The organism is Sandarakinorhabdus cyanobacteriorum, from assembly GCF_002251755.1.
Taxonomy (GTDB): domain Bacteria; phylum Pseudomonadota; class Alphaproteobacteria; order Sphingomonadales; family Sphingomonadaceae; genus Sandarakinorhabdus; species Sandarakinorhabdus cyanobacteriorum.
Window position 1 is genome coordinate 139,121 of the sequence record NZ_NOXT01000121.1, and the last position, 19,770, is coordinate 158,890.

The 19,770-nt window shown below is 64.8% G+C and carries 16 protein-coding genes and 1 pseudogene; 8 read left to right on the forward strand and 9 right to left on the reverse strand.

Annotation, left to right across the window (positions count from 1 at the left end; genetic code table 11):
* Positions 1 to 101: 101 nt before the first annotated feature.
* The 4 genes from CHU93_RS13590 (at position 102) to CHU93_RS13605 (ending at position 4,314) form a co-directional block, all read left to right on the forward strand.
* Positions 102 to 710 carry a GbsR/MarR family transcriptional regulator gene (locus CHU93_RS13590; RefSeq protein ID WP_094474699.1) on the forward strand — a complete coding sequence of 203 codons (609 nt, stop codon included), beginning with the start codon at positions 102 to 104 and terminating at the stop codon, positions 708 to 710.
* Between the two features lie 84 nt (positions 711 to 794).
* Positions 795 to 1,493 carry a DUF4166 domain-containing protein gene (locus tag CHU93_RS13595; protein ID WP_243375689.1) on the forward strand — a complete coding sequence of 233 codons (699 nt, stop codon included), beginning with the start codon at positions 795 to 797 and terminating at the stop codon, positions 1,491 to 1,493.
* Positions 1,486 to 2,976 (forward strand): TIGR01777 family oxidoreductase, encoded by a 1,491-nt coding sequence (locus CHU93_RS13600; RefSeq protein ID WP_094474700.1) that lies wholly within the window; start codon positions 1,486 to 1,488, stop codon positions 2,974 to 2,976. The genes CHU93_RS13595 and CHU93_RS13600 overlap by 8 nt, the downstream gene beginning before the upstream one ends.
* A 48-nt stretch (positions 2,977 to 3,024) precedes the next feature.
* Positions 3,025 to 4,314, forward strand: coding sequence for an oligosaccharide flippase family protein (locus CHU93_RS13605; protein ID WP_094474701.1), 1,290 nt, complete (start codon positions 3,025 to 3,027; stop codon positions 4,312 to 4,314).
* On the opposite strand, the gene CHU93_RS13610 is transcribed toward CHU93_RS13605, so the two are convergent.
* The 3 genes from CHU93_RS13610 to cysD are packed head-to-tail and all read right to left on the reverse strand — an operon-like array spanning position 4,299 to position 8,142.
* Complete coding sequence (locus CHU93_RS13610; protein ID WP_094474702.1) at positions 4,299 to 5,228, reverse strand: sulfotransferase; 930 nt, start codon at positions 5,226 to 5,228, stop codon at positions 4,299 to 4,301. The genes CHU93_RS13605 and CHU93_RS13610 overlap by 16 nt on opposite strands.
* A 17-nt stretch (positions 5,229 to 5,245) precedes the next feature.
* Entirely contained in the window at positions 5,246 to 7,117 is a 1,872-nt protein-coding gene (gene cysN, locus CHU93_RS13615) for a sulfate adenylyltransferase subunit CysN (protein WP_094474703.1), read from the reverse strand.
* The gene (gene cysD, locus CHU93_RS13620) at positions 7,117 to 8,142 is read right to left on the reverse strand and encodes a sulfate adenylyltransferase subunit CysD (RefSeq protein WP_094474704.1); all 1,026 of its coding nucleotides are present in this window, start codon (positions 8,140 to 8,142) and stop codon (positions 7,117 to 7,119) included. The genes cysN and cysD overlap by 1 nt, the downstream gene beginning before the upstream one ends.
* Positions 8,143 to 8,579: 437 nt before the next feature.
* Between cysD and CHU93_RS13625 the strand changes: the two genes are divergently transcribed.
* The gene (locus tag CHU93_RS13625; RefSeq protein WP_165768742.1) at positions 8,580 to 9,347 is read left to right on the forward strand and encodes a sulfite exporter TauE/SafE family protein; all 768 of its coding nucleotides are present in this window, start codon (positions 8,580 to 8,582) and stop codon (positions 9,345 to 9,347) included.
* On the opposite strand, the gene CHU93_RS13630 is transcribed toward CHU93_RS13625, so the two are convergent.
* Positions 9,342 to 10,928 carry a carbon-nitrogen hydrolase family protein gene (locus CHU93_RS13630; RefSeq protein ID WP_094474706.1) on the reverse strand — a complete coding sequence of 529 codons (1,587 nt, stop codon included), beginning with the start codon at positions 10,926 to 10,928 and terminating at the stop codon, positions 9,342 to 9,344. The two genes, CHU93_RS13625 and CHU93_RS13630, sit on opposite strands and share 6 nt — an antisense overlap.
* A gap of 113 nt (positions 10,929 to 11,041) precedes the next feature.
* Between CHU93_RS13630 and CHU93_RS17345 the strand changes: the two genes are divergently transcribed.
* Positions 11,042 to 11,875: a helix-turn-helix domain-containing protein gene (locus CHU93_RS17345; RefSeq protein ID WP_165768743.1), complete on the forward strand. Its 834-nt coding sequence runs from the start codon at positions 11,042 to 11,044 to the stop codon at positions 11,873 to 11,875.
* A gap of 1 nt (position 11,876) precedes the next feature.
* Positions 11,877 to 12,305, forward strand: coding sequence for a type III secretion system chaperone family protein (locus CHU93_RS13640; RefSeq protein WP_133064407.1), 429 nt, complete (start codon positions 11,877 to 11,879; stop codon positions 12,303 to 12,305).
* A gap of 10 nt (positions 12,306 to 12,315) precedes the next feature.
* Here CHU93_RS13640 and CHU93_RS13645 read toward each other — a convergent pair whose 3' ends face one another.
* From CHU93_RS13645 to CHU93_RS13665, 5 genes are all read right to left on the reverse strand, one after another.
* Positions 12,316 to 13,221 (reverse strand): class II glutamine amidotransferase, encoded by a 906-nt coding sequence (locus tag CHU93_RS13645; RefSeq protein WP_094474709.1) that lies wholly within the window; start codon positions 13,219 to 13,221, stop codon positions 12,316 to 12,318.
* Positions 13,221 to 14,126: a cyclic nucleotide-binding domain-containing protein gene (locus tag CHU93_RS13650; RefSeq protein WP_094474710.1), complete on the reverse strand. Its 906-nt coding sequence runs from the start codon at positions 14,124 to 14,126 to the stop codon at positions 13,221 to 13,223. The genes CHU93_RS13645 and CHU93_RS13650 overlap by 1 nt, the downstream gene beginning before the upstream one ends.
* 86 nt (positions 14,127 to 14,212) lie before the next feature.
* Positions 14,213 to 16,942, reverse strand: a complete 2,730-nt coding sequence (gene secA, locus CHU93_RS13655) for a preprotein translocase subunit SecA (RefSeq protein ID WP_094474711.1) — start codon at positions 16,940 to 16,942, stop codon at positions 14,213 to 14,215.
* A gap of 105 nt (positions 16,943 to 17,047) precedes the next feature.
* Positions 17,048 to 17,908 (reverse strand): PEPxxWA-CTERM sorting domain-containing protein, encoded by an 861-nt coding sequence (locus tag CHU93_RS13660; RefSeq protein WP_165768744.1) that lies wholly within the window; start codon positions 17,906 to 17,908, stop codon positions 17,048 to 17,050.
* 172 nt (positions 17,909 to 18,080) lie between these two features.
* The gene (locus CHU93_RS13665) at positions 18,081 to 18,326 is read right to left on the reverse strand and encodes a hypothetical protein (protein WP_094474713.1); all 246 of its coding nucleotides are present in this window, start codon (positions 18,324 to 18,326) and stop codon (positions 18,081 to 18,083) included.
* A 173-nt stretch (positions 18,327 to 18,499) separates the two neighbouring features.
* Here CHU93_RS13665 and CHU93_RS13670 point away from each other — a divergent pair.
* Positions 18,500 to 19,681: pseudogene (locus CHU93_RS13670) on the forward strand (YifB family Mg chelatase-like AAA ATPase); the annotation flags it as partial.
* Between the last annotated feature and the right edge of the window lie 89 nt (positions 19,682 to 19,770).

The window sequence follows — 19,770 nt, forward strand, 5'->3', positions numbered from 1 at the left end:
TTGTCCAGATCCGGTCTGCAAGAAGGCTCAGTGGCCGCCGGCGCGGGGCCGGCACGGCAGGGGGGGTTGACGCCGATCAAATTCAGGCAGATATTTCTGTCATGACAGAAATAACCAAGTCTGCTGACGCCGATTCGACCGGCCTGCCGCCCGCGGTCGAAGCCTTTGTGCTGCGCTGGGGTGATCTGGGCGGGCAATGGGGTGTCAACCGCTCGGTGGCGCAGATCCAGGCGCTGCTGCTGCTGTCAGACCGGCCGCAGACTGCCGAGGATATCGCCGAAACCCTGGGCATGGCGCGCTCCAACGTGTCGAACAGTTTGAAGGAACTGCTCAATTGGAAACTCGTCATGCGGGTGCCGGTGCTGGGTGATCGGCGTGACCATTTCGTTGCCGAAACCGATCTGTGGCAGATGGCCAGCAAGGTCGCCCAGGGCCGCAAGGAGCGGGAGATTGATCCGATGGTTGCCGCCATCCGCGCCGCCATGGCCGGCGCCGATGATCCCGCGATCAGCCCGGCGGTGCGCCAGCGTCTCAATGCCATGCATGATTTCATCACCACGGTCGATGGCTGGTACCAGCAGATGATCACCGTGCCGCCGCAACAGATCATGCGGCTGATCCGGCTGGGCGCCAGGGTCGTCGGCCTGCTGCGCTATCTGCCCGGCGGCGGCAACAGCAAGACCGGGGACAAGCCGGCCGATGATGGCTGAGCCCGGATGGGCCGTGCCGCCCCCTTTTTTTTCCACTCAATTTCTCTGTCTACAGAAATGACTATAACGACGGGAGGATCAGTGATGAACGCCATGACGGCCCGCCTGACCATGGCCCCCACACCAGCGGCAGCCCCGCCGGCCACCGCCCCGCCTGCGGCACCGCTTGCCGATCCACGCTTCCGCCGCCTGCTTGGGGCCGGCTGGGCGGCGCTGCCGGCCGCCGTGCGCCAGCGCTTCGGCAAGCGGCTCGGCCCCGGCCAGTCGGCCAACTATGCCGGCGAGGTGGTGCTGTGCCGGATGAACCTGGCCGGCTGGCTGCTGGCCCAGGCCGCCCGCCTGATCGGCGCGCCGCTGCCGCTGGATCGCGGCGGCGGGGTCGCGGCCGTGGTGTCCGTCACCGAAGATGGCGCCAGCGGCGGCCAGGTGTGGACCCGCGTCTATGCGCGGGCCCGGGGCTTCCCCCAGGTCATCCACAGCGCCAAGCGCTTTGCCGGCCCCACCGGGCTGGAAGAATATCTGGGCGGCGGTGTCGCCATCGCCCTTGGCGTCAGCCCGATTGCCGGCGGCATCCGCTTTGCCAGCGATCATTATGTCCTCCTGCTCGGCGGCCGCCGGCTACGCCTGCCCGCCCTGCTGTCGCCCGGCCGCCTCACCATCGACCATGTCGACTGCGGTGACGGCAGCTTCCTGTTCAGCCTTGCCCTCCACCACCCGCTGCTGGGCGAACTGATCCACCTGATCAGCCGCTTTCACGACATGAAGGAAACCAGCCATGACTGACACGCTGTGGACCCTGCTCTTCGTCCAGATGGCCATGGGCGGCTTTGACACGCTCTGGCATCATGAAGGCACCGAACGTCTGGCCTGGCGCCCCGGCCAGCGCATCGAGTTGTGGCTGCACGGGGTGCGCAACCTGGCCTATGCCCTGCTCTTCCTGGCGCTGGGCCTCACGGTGCCCCACGGCCTGTGGGCCGTCGCCCTGCTGGCCCTGCTGGCCGGCGAACTCCTCATCACCCTCTGGGATTTCGTGGAGGAAGACCGCAGCCGCACATTGCCGGCCAGCGAGCGGATCACCCACACGCTGCTCACCCTGAACTATGGCGCGCTGCTGGCGCTGCTGCTGCCCTGGCTGTGGCGCAACACTGGCCAGCCGAGCGCCCTGCTGCCTGCCGATCATGGCGTCGCCGGCTGGCTGTGCGCGCTGGCGGCGGCCGGCGTGGTGGTTTCGGGCCTGCGCGACATCGCGGCGGCGCGGCGCTGCCGCCGCCTGGTCGATGCCCCGGCCGCCGGCCTTGCGGCAGCCCTGCCCGGCCGGCAGCATCTGCTGGTCACCGGCGGCACCGGCTTCATCGGCCGCCGGTTGGTGGCCGCGCTGGTGGCCGCCGGCCATGATGTCACCATCCTCAGCCGCGCGGGCACCGTGGCGCCGGTTGCGGGCACCGGGCGCGTGCGCACGGTCACCGATCTGGCCGGAATTGGCCGCGATTGCCGCATCGATGCCATCGTCAACCTGGCCGGCGAGCCGATTTCCGACCAGCCCTGGACACGGTCCAAGCGCATCCGCATCATCCGTTCGCGCCTCGCTGTCACCCGCGCCGTCACCGCCCTCATTGCCCGGCTGGATCACCAGCCCGCTGTGCTGGTCTCGGGCTCGGCCATCGGCATCTATGGCCTGCAAGGCGATGAATATCTTGATGAAAATGCGCCCGGCCGGCCCTGCTTCTCGGCGCGTGTCTGCCGCAACTGGGAAGCCGCCGCCGCCCGTTCCGGCATCCGCACCGTGGCCCTGCGCACCGGCCTGGTGCTGGATCGCAGCGGCGGCCTGCTGGCGCGCCTGCTCGCCCCGTTCGAATATGGCCTCGGCGGCCGGCTCGGCCACGGCCGCCAGTGGATGAGCTGGATCCACCGCGATGATCTCGTCCGCCTCATCATCCATGCCATTGCCAACAAACAAGTTTCCGGCCCGATGAACGCGGTGGCGCCCCACCCTGTCACCAACATCGAATTCACCCGCACCCTGGCGCAGCTGCTCCGGCGGCCCGCCATCCTGCCGGTGCCTGCCGGCCCCGTCACCGCCCTGCTCGGCGATTTCGCCCACGAACTCCTCTTCAACGGCCAGCGGGTGCATCCGGCCAAGGCGCTGGCCAGCGGCTTCCGCTTCCGCCACCCAAGCCTGGCCGGCGCCCTTGCCGTCATCACCGGCCAGCCCGATCCACAGCGCGCCGCGCTCTCCGCCGCTGCGCAAAGTCTTGCAACGATTTGAGGATGTCGTGGTGGACAGCAGCCGACTGGCTGCCTAACGGTGATACCCATGCGGCTGCGCACTCAGGTCATATGGTCATTCGCCCTCAAGGGCCTGGGCGCCGCGCTGGCCCTGGCGGTAAGCTGGGTGGTGGCGCGCCTCTATGGCCCGCTCGGCTCCGGTCTCTACGCCATCGGCCAGACCACGGTGCAGGTGATTGGTTTCATTGCCCTGATTGGCCTTGATTCAATCACCCTTCGCACCATGGCCGGCGAGATGAAGGCCGATGGCCGCGCAGCGGCGCGCGGCGCCGTCAAGGTGGCGGCCAAGGTGGTGGTGCCTGCCGCCGCGCTCGCTGCCGGCCTGCTCGCCCTGCTGCATCCGCTGGCCGGCCGTTGGTTGGCCACGCCCGGCGCCGGCGAGGTGCTGGCCATCGTCTCGCCTGCCGTCATTGGCATTGTCATCATGCGCTTCACCAGCTTTGCCCTGCGCGGCGCCGGTGTGCCGGTGCTGTCGCAATCGATGGAAGGCCCAATCACCTCCGGCCTTGCCATCCTGATGCTGGCCGGGCTGGCCGCCATGCCCGAACGGCCGCCGGTGTGGAGCGTGGCCATCATCTACACCGCCGCCATGCTCGCCACCGCGCTGTTTGGCACCATCAGCTATTGGCGCACCGTGCGCCACTGGCCGCCCCCGGCGCCGCCGCCGCTGCGCCCGATGCTGGTGGCCGGCGTGCCGGTCATGATCGCCGTGGTGTCCGGCTTTGCCATCGATTGGCTGTCGATGCTGCTCACCAGCTATTTCGCCTCGCCCGAAGCCGCCGGCACCCTGCGCGTCGCCGCCCAGACCCTGCTGGTCACCTCGCTGGTGATATCGTCCTTCGATGCCATCATCGGGCCGCAAATCGCCGCCAGCTGGAAAGCCGGCGACAAGGCCCGCATCGCCAGCCTGCTGCGCAAGACCATCCTGGGCAGCCTGGCGGCCACCGCCCCCATCTTTGCCGTCGTGCTGATCTGGCCCGAATTCATCATGGGCCTGTTCGGCCCGCAATTCGTGGTGGGCGCCACCGCGCTGCAGATCGTGGCGGTCGGCAATCTGATTGCGCTGTCCGGCGGCCCGGTCGGCTCCCTGCTGATCATGTCAGGCCATGAACGCTGGTCGGTGCTGTTCGCGCTGGCCGCCATCGTGCTGCTGGTGGCGCTCTCGGCCTGGCTGGTACCGCTTTATGGTGTCACCGGCGGTGCCATCGCGCTCACCGGCACGATGATCCTGCGCCGCCTCGCCGGCAGCCTGGTGGTGCGCCATGTCGTGGGCATCAACCTGTTCGCCCGCCCCAGCCAGGCTCAGCCCAAACCCTGATAGCGTTCGAACGGCAGGCCCGGCTGCACCATGGCGGCCAGCGCCCGGTTGCTGTCCACAAACGCCCCGGCATAACGCTTGCGCACATAATCCGTCACCGGCTTGCGATTGCCAAAGCCACTGCGCACCAGGTCAAGCCGCAGCAACTTTCCGGCCGCGCGATACAGAAGATCGCCGGCACTTCCCAGGTTGGGCATCGCCGAGGGCCCGGCCGGCCCCGGACGGACATTGTTGATGAAGCGCAACAGCCCGGCGCCATATTCAGGATAGCTCACGCCGGTGCGCTCGGGATTGAGCGCGGCCTGATTCACCGGACCAGGCTGGCCGGCAAAATCGGCAATGCGCTGGGCAAAGCCGACATGATCGCGCATCAGCAGCTCCTGGTTGCACACCAGCACCTGATCGGGGCCAAACAGATCGGCATACATGGCGACAAACCGGTCATAGCGGAAATGCGCATGGTTGAAGACCGGCCAGCCCACCTCCGGCGCCTCGGCAAAAAAGGCCTGCGCAGAGAATTCACCGCCGCGCTGCAGATATTGCATATAGGTCGAAGCAATGGCCGCCACCTGTTCCCGGATGGTCACCAATATGCGGGCGCCCGGCGCGGCATCGTGCAGCCGCCGGGCAATCCCCAGCGCCTCGCGTGAGCCATAGGTGGGGTTGCCGCACAGGATTTCCGAGGAAATCACCGGCGTCAGCCCGACCGGCACCTCGGCCAGCGCCTTCGCCACGGCCGCCCTGGCGGCAGCAGCATCATATTCAAACATGTGCGGCCGCACGAAGTGCGCAAACACCGTCTCATGCTCCATGATCGGGTGATAGCCCAGCGGCGGCGTGAACAGCCGGCGCTGCATCCACGTCGTCGCGGTCTTGTGATAGCCAACATGGATCAGCAGCGGCGGCGTGGTCATCGTCCTGTTCCTGCCGGTCAGGCCGTGCGGCCCAGCCGCGGGCTGATCCGTGCCAGGATGGCATCGGCAGCCTCCTCGGCCGACAGCGCGGCGGTGTCGACCACGATCTCGGCCGCATCGGGCGCCTCATAGGGCGAATCGATGCCGGTGAAGTTCTTGATCTTGCCGGCGCGCGCCTTGGCATAAAGCCCCTTCACGTCGCGCGCTTCGGCCACATCGAGCGGCGTGTCGACATGCACCTCAACAAATTCGCCATCGGGCAGCAGCTCACGCACCATCGCCCGGTCGGCCCGGAACGGCGAGATGAACGAACAGATCACGATCAGGCCGGCATCCACCATCAGCTTGGCCACTTCGCCCACCCGGCGGATATTCTCCACCCGGTCGGCCTCGCTGAAGCTCAGATCCTTGTTCAGCCCCATGCGCACATTGTCGCCATCGAGGATGAAGCTGTGCGCGCCCAGCATCGTCAACTTGCGCTGCAGGATGTTGGCGATGGTCGATTTGCCCGAGCCCGACAGCCCGGTCAGCCAGATCACGCACGGCTCCTGCCCCTTGATCGCCGCCAGCTGCTGGCGGGTCACATCGGCCGGCTGGGCATGGATGTTGGTGCCGCGCCTGAGGCCATATTCCACCATGCCGGCGCCCACCGTCTGGTTGGAAAACCGGTCGATGATGATGAAGCTGCCCAGCGCCTGGTTGTCGGCATAGGGTTCGAACACCGTCGGCCGCGCCAGATGGATGTTGCAGAAGCCGATCTCGTTCATCTGCAGATTCTTGGCCTGGGCATGCTCGCCGGTGTTCACGTCCACCCGGTGGCCGATGCCGGTGATCGTCGCCAGCTCGGTCGCCGTGCCCAGCTTGATCAGATAGGGGCGCCCCACCATCAGGGCATCCTTGGCCATCCAGAACAGATGCGCGGCAAACTGGTTCGACACTTCGGGCCGGTCATTGGCCGGGGCCAGCACATCGCCGCGCGAAATGTCGATCTCGTCGGATATGGTCAGGGTGATGGCATCGCCGGCGCTGGCACGGTCGAGCGGGCCGGTGGGGCCGATCAAGCCGGTCACCCGGCTGGTCAGGCCCGAACGCGGCACCGCGATCAGATCGCCCACCGCCACGCTGCCCGAAACGATGGTGCCGCTATAGCCGCGGAAATCCAGATTGGGCCGGTTGATCCACTGCACCGGCATGCGGAACGCCTGGCTGCCGCCCCCGGCCGGCGGCTGCACCACCTCCAGATGGTCGATCAGCGTCGGCCCCTCGTACCAGGCCGACCGTTCGGACCGGGTGGTGACATTGTCGCCAAAGCGGGCGGACATCGGAATGGCCACGAACTGTTCAAAGGCGTGGCGGGCCGTCTTGGCGCGATAATCGGCCACGATCTCGTCAAACCGGGTGCGATCGAAATCCACCAGGTCCATCTTGTTCACCGCCAGCACCACCGATTTGATGCCCAGCAGATGGGCGATCAGGCTGTGGCGCAGCGTCTGGGTCAACACGCCCTTGCGCGCATCAATCAGGATGATGGCCAGGTCGCAGTTCGATGCGCCAGTGGCCATGTTGCGCGAATATTGCTCGTGCCCCGGCGTGTCGGCCACGATGAAGCTGCGGCGCGGCGTGGTGAAGAAGCGATAGGCGACATCGATGGTGATGCCCTGCTCGCGCTCGGCCTCCAGGCCATCAACCAGCAGCGCGAAATCAATATCCTCGCCCGTGGTGCCATGCTTGCGGCTGTCGCTTTCCAGCGCATAGAGATGATCATCCATGATCAGCTTGCTGTCATACAGCAGCCGGCCGATCAGGGTGGATTTGCCGTCGTCCACCGAACCGCAGGTGAGAAAGCGCAGCTGGCTGGCGCGTTCCATCGTCGTGACCGCGCTGCTCATCAGAAATAACCCTCGCGCTTCTTCTTTTCCATCGACGCGGCTTCGTCCTTGTCGACCATGCGGCCCTGCCGCTCCGACACGCGCGAGGTCATCATTTCCTCGATGATCGCTTCCAGCGTGGCGGCCGGCGAATCCATGCAGCCCGACAGCGGCCAGTCGCCCAGCGTGCGGAACCGCACCAGCCGGTCGGCGGCCACCTCGCCGTCGCGATAGACCATGCGGTCATCGTCCACCACCAGCAGCAGCCCGTCGCGGTCCACCACGGGGCGCGGCTTGGCGAAATAGAGCGGCACCACCGGAATGTTGCACAGGCGGATATATTCCCAGATGTCGAGCTCGGTCCAGTTGGACAGCGGGAACACCCGCATGCTCTCGCCCTTGGCCAGCCGGCCGTTGAACAGCGACCATAGTTCGGGGCGCTGGCTGCGCGGGTCCCACACCTGGCCGGGGCCGCGCACCGAAAAGATGCGCTCCTTGGCGCGGCTCTTCTCCTCGTCGCGGCGGCCACCGCCCAGCGCCGCGTCAAAGCCATGCTTGTCCATGCCGGCCTTCAGCGTGTCGATCAGCATCAAGCGCGCCCATTCGCGCGAATCGGTGTTGAACGGGGTCAGGCCGCGCGCCGTCGCCTCGTCATTCGATTCGACAAACAGGGTCAGGCCCAGCGCCGTGCACAGCTCGTCGCGGTGCACGATCATGTCGTTGAAATCCCAGCCGGTGGCGATGTGCATCAGCTTGAACGGCGGCTTTGACGGCCAGAAGGCCATCATCGCCAGGTGCAGCATCACCGATGAATCCTTGCCGATCGAATAGAGCAGCGCCGGATTGCTGAATTCGGATGCCACCTCGCGCATGATGTGAATCGATTCGGCCTGCAGTTCCTGCAGATGCTTGGGCAGGCTCACCTCGCCCAGCGGGAACCCGGCCTCGATGCGGCGGGCATAATCCCAGATATCGGGCCGCTGCACGGCCGCAGTGCCGGAAGGCGGCGATTGCGCGTCGCCCGGGCCTGCTGGGTTGGTCACCATTTCGATCCTCTATCCGAACAATCTGCCCTCGGCCGATGCCGCCAGCCGTGCCGCGTTGCACCATCGCCACAGCCGCCCCATGCCATCAAAAAGGCGCGGCTGGCAAAGGCTTTGACGCAGATTGCCGCATGCTTGACCATGATTCTGCGTTGTTCTGCCCATATGAGGCGCGGCGCAGCCGCAGCCCCGCTGCCCACGCTCCGGCTGGCGCAGGCCGGCCACCATTGGCCGCAGCCGGCCACACGCCTGTTCGCGCCTGCAAAAAAGCCGCCAAGATACAGGTGCATGGGCGGCGCAGCTTTGCTAGGAGCATCCCAGCAGCCGCATCTGCAACGAAGGGGGACGTTCAGCGTGAAGCTCAGGGTGAACTCGCGCCGGGCCGATTGCCAGCCGCTGGCCGCGCGCTGGCATGCGCCGATGCCGCTGGGTCACGCCTGATGCCGGCCTGGCTCGCCGATATCATCAGCAACCCCGACATCCTGTCGGCCTTTGTTGTCGGCTTCTTTGCCCAGATGCTCGATGGCTCGCTGGGCATGGGCTTTGGCGTCCTGTCCTACACGCTGCTGAACGGCATCGGCCTTGATCCCAAAAGCGTCAGCGCCACCGTCAACGCCTCCAAGATCTTCACCGGTACCGCCGCCTCCATCGCCCATGTGCGCGAAGGCAATGTCAACAAGTCGATGCTGCTGCGGCTCGGCGCCGGCGGCGTGGCCGGCGCGCTCATCGGCAGCCTGATCCTCGTCTCCATCCACAGCGACCAGCTGAAAATCGGGGTCAACATCTATCTGCTGGCGATCGGCGGGCTCATCCTCTATCGCGCCCGCCGCCCGCGCGCCGAACTGGCCAAGCGCCAGCACCGCACCATCATCGCGCTGTTCGGCGGCATCCTGGAGGCGCTGGCCGGCATCTGGGGCCCGTTCGTCACCTCCAGCCTCGTCGAACGCGGCGGCACCCCGCGCTATGTCGTCGGCACCAGCACCATCGCCGAAACCATCGTCGCCGTCACCGTCACCACCGTGCTGGTCGGCAATCTCGGCTTTGCCGCCGTGTCCCAGCTGGCCCTTGGCCTGATCGCCGGCGCCCTCATCGCCTCCCCCATCGCCGCCAAGCTGACCAAGAAGCTGCCCACCAGCATCGCCATCATCTGCATCGGCCTGCTGGTCATCGTCACCAGCCTCACCCGCCTCGCCCAGCAATTGCTATGACGCAGCACAGCGACATTCAATACAATAACCATCGCATCCCCACGGCTGACGATCGCTCGGCCAATTGACAATCCGGATGTTGGGGCTGGCCGCTGCTTGAAGAGCCACCTTGGCGTGGCAAACCTTGGCATGGCCGTCGATGGCTTCGGCCAACAGGCCGATGCCGCAATCCTGCAGCACATAGCCAGTGTTGCCGCTTTCTTGATTATGCCTGTTTGCCTGTTCGGTCATGGCCAGGCTGTTGGTGACGATGAGGCGCACCCCTTGCCGTGCGGCCCGCAACGCCCGCCGCACCGACCAGCGGCTCTCGATGCACCTGCCATTGGCCGCATCCAGCGCCCAGCAGGTTGAATGATCCATGATCGGGGCGTGCACCCAGTCCACTCCAGCCGCCTGGATCAGATAATCGGCCGGCAGGTCATCATTGATGTCAGCACAGATATAGCTCATCAACCGGCCGAGCAGTGGTGTATCAACCAGATGGATGGTCGCGCCAAAGCCGATATCCTCCAGGATCAACCCATCGCCCCAACCGGCCAGCCCCAGCCTCATCCGATCATTTTCGTTCAGATCCCATGGCGACAGCTTGTCCTGCACCATCAGGACTTGGCCATCCCGCGACAGGTGATAGACGCGGTTGCTGCCAGGGCCGACCTTACTTGTGCCCAGTACGCCGGCCGAAACCAGCTCGGGTGAAGGCTGACTTTGCGAAAATCGCGACTTCAATTCACGGCTGAGCACAGCCAATCCGGCTTCAGACAGCGCCATTTCCGGGAACAGCAGGATATCGGCCTGTGCAGCCGCGTCCAGTACATCGGCAACGCGCTTTCCTGGATCATAATCATGCCGAACGCTGTAACTCTGCCGGTCCGGAACCGGAACAAACTTGCCTTCGGCCCAGCTTTCCATGATCGGCGCGATGGCAATTTTCAGCTGGCCGGCGCGCGGTTTCGCCGGGTCAGTCAGCGCCCTTCGATATTGCAATGCCACCCGCTGTGGCACCTCACCACGCCAGGGCGGCTGCCGATCGTTGGCTGCCACCATCGGGCTGCGGGTGACATGTGACGGCACCGGAATGACGTGCCGCAACTTGGCTGCGACCAGACCCAGCGCCACTGTGGCAACATTCACGCCAGCCGTTGCGAGAGCCTTTGGATCAAAGCTTGCGCCGAGCCGCCCGGCCGGAATCAGCAGCGCCGGGGCGTCGACACCGAGAGGCGGGAACAGCCTGCCTGCCATCCGCAGCCGCTCTTCCAGCGATTCGAACAAGTCCGAATCAAACTGCGGCGGCCGGGGCGGCAATTCCTCCATGCCGGGATTGAGCGGCGAAAACCAGTCATCCAGCAACACAAGCACGGAGGCCAGCGCATCGTCGCTGACGCCATCAAGCGGGCCGAAGTTGGAGATGCCTAATCCTTCATAAGCAAGCTCAGATACTTGCGTAAGCGAAAACCAGACCCAGCGTTCGTCCGGGTTCGGTCGACGATCAAGCGCATCAGGCAGCTTGCCTGCTGCCTGCACCCGCTTTGCAAGTTCTTCGGCCAGGCGCAGCAGCAGACCAGCCAGATCGTCAGCGCTCATAAATCTTCCATACACCTCCTTGTGCTATTGACCAACTCCTCATTCACGCCTAACTCATGTGGCAGGGGCAACATCGGCAACCGACAGGCTGCCGGCGCAAGGATAGTGTCAGAATGTCGACTGAAGCGCCAATGGCTGAACAGTCCTTTCCTCAACTTGACGAAATCCTGACCAGCCTGGATCAGCGTTTGGCTCAGTTGCAACAGCACCCCCCACCCGTGGCAATCGGCATTGATGGACCTTGGGCCGATGCAGCCCGCCATGCCGAATCCGCAACAATGTGGATCATGCAGAGCTTTGCCGCTGGCCATCGCGATTCCCTGCGCAGAGCCGTTCCGAAATTGGAACGCGTGCTCGCCCGCGCGGCGCTTCTGCACGGCAAGCCCCATGACCATTCCCCTGAAACCCTGTATGGCAACATCCAGGTCGCCCGCTTTCTGGCGGCCGAAGGCCAACGCCGGCCACGCGCCGAGATGCTCCGTCCCACAGAAGCTGCCGATATTTTCCAGCGCTGGCAGGTATTGGGCGATATTGTGAGGGAATTGGTCAAGCAGCCAAATCAAACGCCGAGCGAACTGGCGGCCAAACTTGGGAAAAGCGTCTCAGCCATCTCCAACCAATTGGCCATCGGCCGCGATCCTGATTTGCCGGGCGGTGCATGTCTAACGCGAGATGCGCAGCGGCGCTATCAGGTGATGAGTTCACACCCAGCCGTTGTCGGACTGCGCCCATCTGAACCCGGCACTCGGAACAACGATACAATCGTGTTCGGCAGAATAGAAGACATAAGGCGTACGGCTGAACTCATAAACCAAAAACCGCAAGATGAAATTGAAAGCGATGTTCGTTTCCCAAAGATATCACAGCCAGATAAATTACTGGATGCGGAAAATATTGTGAGTTCTTCCAATGTAACAGAATTCAAGAAAACTGCATTGGCCTGGTAATATGTCTGAACGCGAAATATCAGAGCAAATCGCACATCTCATGCGGGAGGTCGGTTATAGGGCCGAATTGGCACAAGATGATCTCATCAAGAGCGGAGCAGGCGGACTGTCGTTTCAGATCACGGTGTTTGCTGGCCACTCCATCCAATGCTGGCTTGGCATCGGCCCAACCGAACCTGATGATTTTTCCGATACAGACGTGTTCGCCTTCAACAAAAAATATCGTTTCGCCAAATCCTATGTGCGCATCGGTGACACCGGGATCCGTTCAATCATGCTGGAGCAGGATTTCCTGTTCGATGTCACATTACCCGATGCTGCTGTAAAGATTCGTGAAATACTCGATATCTGGGAACGCTCGTCAGCCTATCTCAAGACTGCGATGCGCAACCCAGCGCTCTTGCAGGATGAAACACCAAAGGCCGAGTGACCGCCAACCCTCAGCAATCGATCATCACGATCCGCCGCCGGGGGGTGTCACCGCCGTCAACCAGCAGGGCGCCATATTCCGGCACCTCCACCCAGGTCGACACATCGCGGGTCAGCGGCTCCGATGCGACCAGCGTGCCGGCCCCACCTTCGCCGGCCATCTTCCACTCGCCATCGCGAAAGCCATAACGCTCGCCGATGGTGAACCACTGGCTCAGAAACTCGATCCCGCCCTGGAACGGCGGCTTCTCGAACCGGCCGAAATCAAAGGTGAAGCGGGTGGCCACCAGCGCCCGCCCATCCGACACGACCAGATTGACCGAGGATGATCGGGTGATGCCATGATCGGCACGCACGCGGCGGATGGTCCTGAACGCCGCGTTGACCGCGCGGAAGATCGCATCGGTGGTGAAGGGCCCGGCCGGATCCTCCACATTCGACAGCACCAGCGCATGCAGGAAGGCGCTGTCGGTCAGCGCCGTCATCGCCTTGGCCACATCCGGCTTGATGTGCGGCCACAGGGCGGCGCGCATGCGGCCGAATTCGGCCAGATCGCCATTGTGGGCCAACACCAGCGGGCTGCCGGCCAGGTGGAACGGGTGCAGGCTCTGCTGGTTGATGGTGGCGCTGCCGTCCAGCGGCACGCCGCGCAGATGCGCCACCAGGCTCCGCACCTTCAGGCGCGCCGCCAGCGCGCGCAAATTGGCATCGAACACCGCGACATTGGTGGAATGGAAGGTCAGCGGCAGGTGCGGATCATTGAGATCGTCGTTCCACGCCGCCAGGCCAAAGCCGGCCAGATTGAGCATGGCGAGCAATTGCGCATCGGTGGTCTGGTTGAGCAACGCATTGTCGGGCCGCACCACCAGATGCTCCAGCAGCACCGGCGCGCCCACATAGCCCAGCATCCGGCACATCAGGCTGCCTCCATCGCCGCCAGCCGCGCCCGCACCCGGGTCAGGCGGCGCTGATCCCGCACCAGCGCGGCGCCCAGCAGCCGCGCCAGCTTCTGCCCGGTGCCGCCGTCGGGCAACGCCGGCAGGCAGAACAGCTCGGCCTCCTCCCGCACCAGCAGCCGCGCCGGCCACGCCCGGCCCGCCACAAAGGCGGCACCGCCGGCCAGGGCGCCGGGCCCGTGCACCAGATATTGCAGGCCATCGCCCGATTGCCACATCAGCGCCCCGCGCAGCACGATCCACAGCGGCGGCGGCCCGCCATCCAGCCGCGCGCCGGGGCTGTGGCGATGGCCGGTACCGGCCGCCACCAGCGCCTGCCAGTCAGCCGGCGTGAACTGATCAAAGCCGGGAAATGTGTGCAGGCGGGCGCCAACGAAATCGGTCACGAAATCGGCGTTTGCGGTCACCGGCGCGCACGCTGCGGTCACCGGCGGCCCCAGCGCGGCCACCAGATCATGGCTGCGCGCCGCAACCTGCGCCCGCAGCGCCGCCGCCAGCGCCAGCGCGGCGGCATCGCCAGCCTCGGCCATGCCGGCAAAGCGCGTCAGATCCAGCCGCCAGCCGGCCACATCCGTCGCCGCCAGCGCATCGGCCGATCGCCGGCCACCATCCAGCAGGCAAAACTCCCCCAGCATGGCCCCCGCGCCCAGCCGCGCCAGTTCAACATGGCCGTCGCCCGGGGTGCGGCCGGTCACCACCGCCGTGCCACGCTCGATCAGATACAGGCCATCCGATTGATCATGCTGGCGAAAAATCGCATCGCCAGCCGGCACCGCAAATGGCACCGCCAGCCGCGCCAGGGCGGCCGCCGCATCGGCCGGCAACCAACCCAGCTGCGCCAAAGCCTCTTGGGCGCTCCATGCCATGGCCCACACTCCCCCCGAAGTGCCCCCATGATAGGCCCAAGCCGGCCGCCTTGGCCAGCCCCGGTAATGTCTTGATTGTCAGTGGGTTACAGCGCGCCGTGGCAGTGCTTGAACTTCTTGCCGCTGCCGCACGGGCATTCGGCATTGCGGCTCACCGTCTGGCGCCACTCCTCCACATCGGCCGGATCAATATCGATCATTGCCGTTGCATCCTGCGCCGCCGCCAGCATGCCCGCCGGCAAGGTCGAACCAAAGGCGTCGAAATTCAAGCTGTTGACCACCGGATCGGCCGTGGTCACAAACGACGACAGCTCGGCCGGCGGCTCATCCGCAGCCAAGCTGAACTGGGCATTGGCCAGCATGCGCGTCACATCCTCGCGCACGCTGGCAAGCATGCGTTCGAACAGGGCAAAGGCCTCGCGCTTGTACTCGTTGATCGGCGTCTTCTGGGCATAGGCGCGCAGATGGATGACCGATCGCAGCGAATCCAGCGTCGCCAGATGCTCCTTCCAGTGATGGTCAAGCGCCTGCAGCAAAAAGCTTTTTTCGATGCTGATCCAGGTCTCGGCCGGCAACTCCGCCGCCTTGGCCGCCACCAGCGCATCAGCCTGCTCGATCAGCCGGTCGACGATGATTTCGGGGTCAATCCCCTCTTCCTTCGCCCAGGCCGCCACATCCACCGACAGGCCGAGCGTGCCGGTCACATCCTCCTGCAGGCCGGCCACATCCCATTGTTCGGGATAGCTGCCCAGCGGGCACCGCGTGGCCACGATGGCGTTCACCGTCTCGTGGCGCATGTCCACCACGACGTCGCCCACCGTGTCCGAATCCATGATGTCGGCGCGCTGTTCATAGACGACCTTGCGCTGGTCGTTCATCACGTCATCATATTGCAGCAGCTGCTTGCGGATGTCGTAATTGCGCGCTTCCACCTTCTTCTGGGCGGTCTCGATCGCCTTGGAAATCCACGGGTGGATGATGGCCTCACCCTCTTCCAGGCCGGAATTCATCAGGCGGGACAGCATGTTCTGCTGGCCAAAGATGCGCAGCAGATCATCATCGAGGCTGAGGTAGAAACGCGACAGGCCGGGATCGCCCTGGCGGCCCGACCGGCCGCGCAACTGGTTGTCGATGCGGCGGCTCTCATGGCGTTCGGTGCCCAGCACGAACAGGCCGCCATTGGCCTTCACCTGGGCGCATTCGGCCGCCACTTCAGCCTTGATGCGGGCTTCGGCAGCCTCACGCTCCGGTCCTTCCGGCATGCCGGCCAGCTCGCGCGCGATGCGGGCCTCGTCGTTGCCGCCCAGCTTGATGTCGGTGCCGCGGCCGGCCATGTTGGTGGCGATGGTCACGGCGCCGATGCGGCCGGCCTGCTCCACGATGGCGGCTTCCTGCTCGTGATAACGGGCGTTCAGCACGACATGCTCGACGCCTTCCTGCTTCAGGAAGTCCGACAGCATTTCGCTCTTCTCGATCGAAACCGTGCCAACCAGCACCGGTTGCCCGCGCTCCTGCGCGCCCCGGATCGCCTTCACGATGGCTTTGAACTTGTCCTGGCTGTTCTTGTAGAACTCGTCGTCCACATCCTTGCGCTGCACCGGCAGGTTGGTGGGGATTTCCACGACGTTCAGCTTGTAGATGTCATAGAATTCCGCCGCTTCGGTGCTGGCCGTGCCGGTCATCCCGCCAAGCTTGGGATACATGCGGAAATAATTCTGGAAGGTGATGCTGGCCAGAGTCTGGTTCTCCGGCATGATCTGCACGCCTTCCTTGGCCTCCACGGCCTGGTGCAGGCCTTCGGACCAGCGGCGCCCGTCCATCATGCGGCCGGTGAATTCATCGATGATGATCACCTTGCCGTCGCGCACGATATAATCGGTGTCGCGGCGGAAGATCACAATGGCGCGCAAGGCCTGGTTCAGGTGGTGCACCACCTGGGTATTCTCGAAATCATAGAGATTCTCGCCCTGCAGCAGCCCGGCCGCCGCCAGCATCCGCTCCACCTTCTCGGTGCCGGCCTCGGTGAGGATCACCGACTTCTGCTTCTCGTCAACCTCGACATCCTCGCGCTCAAGCTCCTTCACCACGGCGTTGACCTGGGTGTAGAGCGCAGACTTGTCATCGGTCGGGCCGGAGATGATCAGCGGGGTGCGCGCCTCGTCAATCAGGACGCTGTCCACCTCGTCCACCACCGCCATGTAGAACGGCCGCTGCACCATCTGCTCGCGGCTGTACTTCATGTTGTCGCGCAGATAGTCGAAGCCAAACTCGTTGTTGGTGCCATAGGTGATGTCGCAATTATAGGCATCGCGCCGCGACTGATCATCCAGATTGGGCACGATCACGCCCACGCTCAGCCCCAGGAAGCGATAGACCTTGCCCATCCACTGGCTGTCGCGGGTGGCGAGATAGTCATTCACCGTCACCACATGCACGCCGCGGCCGGTGAGCGCATTCAGATACACCGCCAGCGTCGCCACCAGCGTCTTGCCTTCGCCGGTGCGCATTTCGGCGATCTCGCCCCGGTGCAGCACGATGCCGCCGATCAGCTGCACATCATAATGGCGCTGGCCCAGCGTGCGCTTGGCCGCCTCGCGTACCGTCGCAAAGGCTTCGGGCAGGATATCGTCGGTGGTCTTGCCCTCGGCCAGCAGCGCCTTCAGCTTGGGCGTCTGCGCCTGCAGCTCGGCATCGCTCAGCGCGCTGATCTGCGGCTCCAGATCATTGATGCGCTTGATGATCGGCCGCAACGATTTCAGGTAGCGATCGTTGCTGGAACCGAAAAGGGTTTTGGCAATCTTGCCCAGACCGAGCATGGAATTCCTGACTTCACAAAACGCAGCGCTGGCGCGGCCGCGCCTTACGCCTGGGGCATCGGCGGGGATGTAGGGTCAGGATGTGCCGTCGTCAATGTGCGGGGCTCAGGCCGCCCGCACCCGTGCCGCCTGCTGCTGGCGCCGTGCCATCTGGCCAACCAGCATGAAGCCGCCAATCAGCATGGTCCATGCCGCCGGTTCTGGCACCGGATCAACCGGCACGGTCAGGCCGCCATCAGTCATGGTTGAGTTGGACACGAACTGGATATGCCCGGCCGTGTTGATCAGCTTGCCGGTCAACTGAATGGCGGAGAACTGGAAATTGCCGCCCTTGGTCGCCAGGAACGTGCCAATCAGATTATTCCCACCGGATGTCTGAAAAATATTGCCGCTCGTGCCATTCATCACCCACAGGATGCGGTCTGCCGTCACTCCGCCGGTCAGCGCAATCGTGCGATTGGTCGAAAAATTGCCCGAAGTACGCAGCACGAAGAAATCATTGGCACCGCCACTGATGGTCAACGTTGAGTTGCTCAGGCTGGTGAAATCGATCACGCTCAGGCTGGTGGCCGGACCATTCGGGTTGGTGATGGTCACAGCCCCCGTGTTGGTGAGCGTGCGTGTCCCCGTTATGGCACCCGCACTGGTCTGCGTGGCCGCCAGCGCATTGGCAAAATCCGCAAGGGCCAGCGCCTGATTATAGGCTGCAAGCGTGTCCGACGCGGTGACAAGATTCAGAGTCGGATCGGTCTGCAGCCCACGAAGATTGTTCAGCTGGGTCTGGTTGTCGCCATAGGCACCGCCGGTGATACTGCCGTTGCCGCCGCCGGATGAACTGACCGTCGATCCCTGGCCCACGAGCAGCTTGCCGGTGATCGGACCGCTGTTCTGGTTGAAGGATGCTGTGCTGCCAACCGAAACCACGGCATAGGGCGTCAAAGCTGACGTGTTCGGAAAACGTATCAACGCATTTGCCGGTGCCGCTACCAGAAGGAGGCCAAGAAGCAGTTTGCGCATCGCCCATCCCACCCGAGTCGATGCACAAATGTTAACTCAACTGCAATATATGTCAATTTTTGATTAATAACATTGTTCACAGCAGCTTGGCAGACGAACTGCCCGCCAACAGGAATTGCCGTCAATCTGCCGGGTGGAGCAGCCGCTGGCGCCGCCGCCGGCCACGCATCAGCCCGATATCCACCGCCTGCCGCACCCGCGGATGGCGCCGGCTGTAGAGGATGTAGCGCCGCCGCGCCCAGCGCGAATTGCGGAAGATCAGCGCCGCGCCCGCGCCGGCCACGACAATCCCGATCGGCGCCGGCGACACCAGCCCGATGATGCCGGCCACAGGAAACAGCAAGGCGCCCAGAATGATCTGGAACACCCTGACTGGTTCCGAACGGACCAGCGAACCAAGGAAACCGGGGCGACTCACAATGCCAGTCCCGTTACGACCGGGCTGTGGCAAGTGTAAGGCGACAATTGCGCCCGCCTCCGCTTTTTCCTAAGCGTGGCAACAGGGTCACAAACTGGCGTGCCGTTCAGGAGAGCGCAGCAATGGTGGCCCATGTCGGCACGGTGGCATTTCTGGGGCTGGAAGCCCGCAGCGTTGATGTCCAGGTGCAGATTTCCGCCGGCCCGGCCGGCTTCATCACCGTCGGCCTGCCCGACAAGGCGGTGAAGGAAAGCCGCGAACGCGTCGCTGCCGCCCTGCACGCCATCGGCCTGTCGCTGCCGCCGCGCCGCATCATCGTCAATCTGTCCCCGGCCGATCTGCCCAAGGAAGGCAGCCATTATGATCTGCCGATCGCGCTGGGGCTGCTCGCCGCCATGGGCGTGTTGCCGGCCGATGCGCTGGCCGAATTCGTCGCCGTGGGCGAACTCGGCCTTGATGGCGCCATCCTGCCCGTGCCCGGCGTGCTGCTGGCCGCGCTCCATGCCGGCGCGCAGGAACAGGGGCTGATCTGCCCCGCCGCCCAGGGGCCCGAAGCCGCCTGGGCCGGCGAGGTGCAGCTCATCGCCGCCCCCGATCTGCTCAGCCTGATCAATCACCTCAAAGGTTCGTTGATCCTGCCGCAACCGTTGCAGGCCGAAGCCGAAATCCGCCGCCCCGGCCCCGATCTGGCCGACATCAAGGGCCAGGAAACCCCCAAGCGCTGCATCGAGATTGCTGCGGCCGGCGGCCACAATCTGTTGATGAGCGGGCCGCCCGGCTCCGGCAAGTCGCTGCTCGCCGCCGCGCTGGCCGGCATCCTGCCCGATCTCACGCCGGCCGAAGCGCTGGAAGTCTCGATGGTCGCCTCGATCGCCGGGGAGCTTGACGGCGGCAAGCTGAAACGCAGCCGGCCGTTTCGCGCCCCCCATCACAGCGCGTCGATGGCGGCGCTGGTCGGCGGCGGCACCAAGGCGCGGCCCGGCGAGGTTTCCCTCGCCCACTTGGGCGTGCTGTTCCTCGACGAACTGCCCGAATATCAACGCACGGTGCTCGACAGTTTGCGCCAGCCGCTGGAAACCGGCCAGGTGCAGGTGGCGCGCGCCGCCGCCCATGTCACCTATCCGGCCCGCGTCCAGCTCATCGCTGCGATGAACCCCTGCCGCTGCGGGCATCTCGCTGATCCCGGCCTCGCCTGCGCCCGCGCCCCGCGCTGCGCCGCCGATTACCAAAGCAAGCTGTCAGGCCCCCTGCTCGACCGCATCGATCTCCACATCGAGGTGCCGGCGCTCTCTGCCGCCGATGTCAAACACAGAAGCTAGTGCGAATGATAGAAGCTAGTGAGACTCTCTGGGACTGAACCGCGCCGGGTTTGCCGGAGGCTCCAACTCCTGAG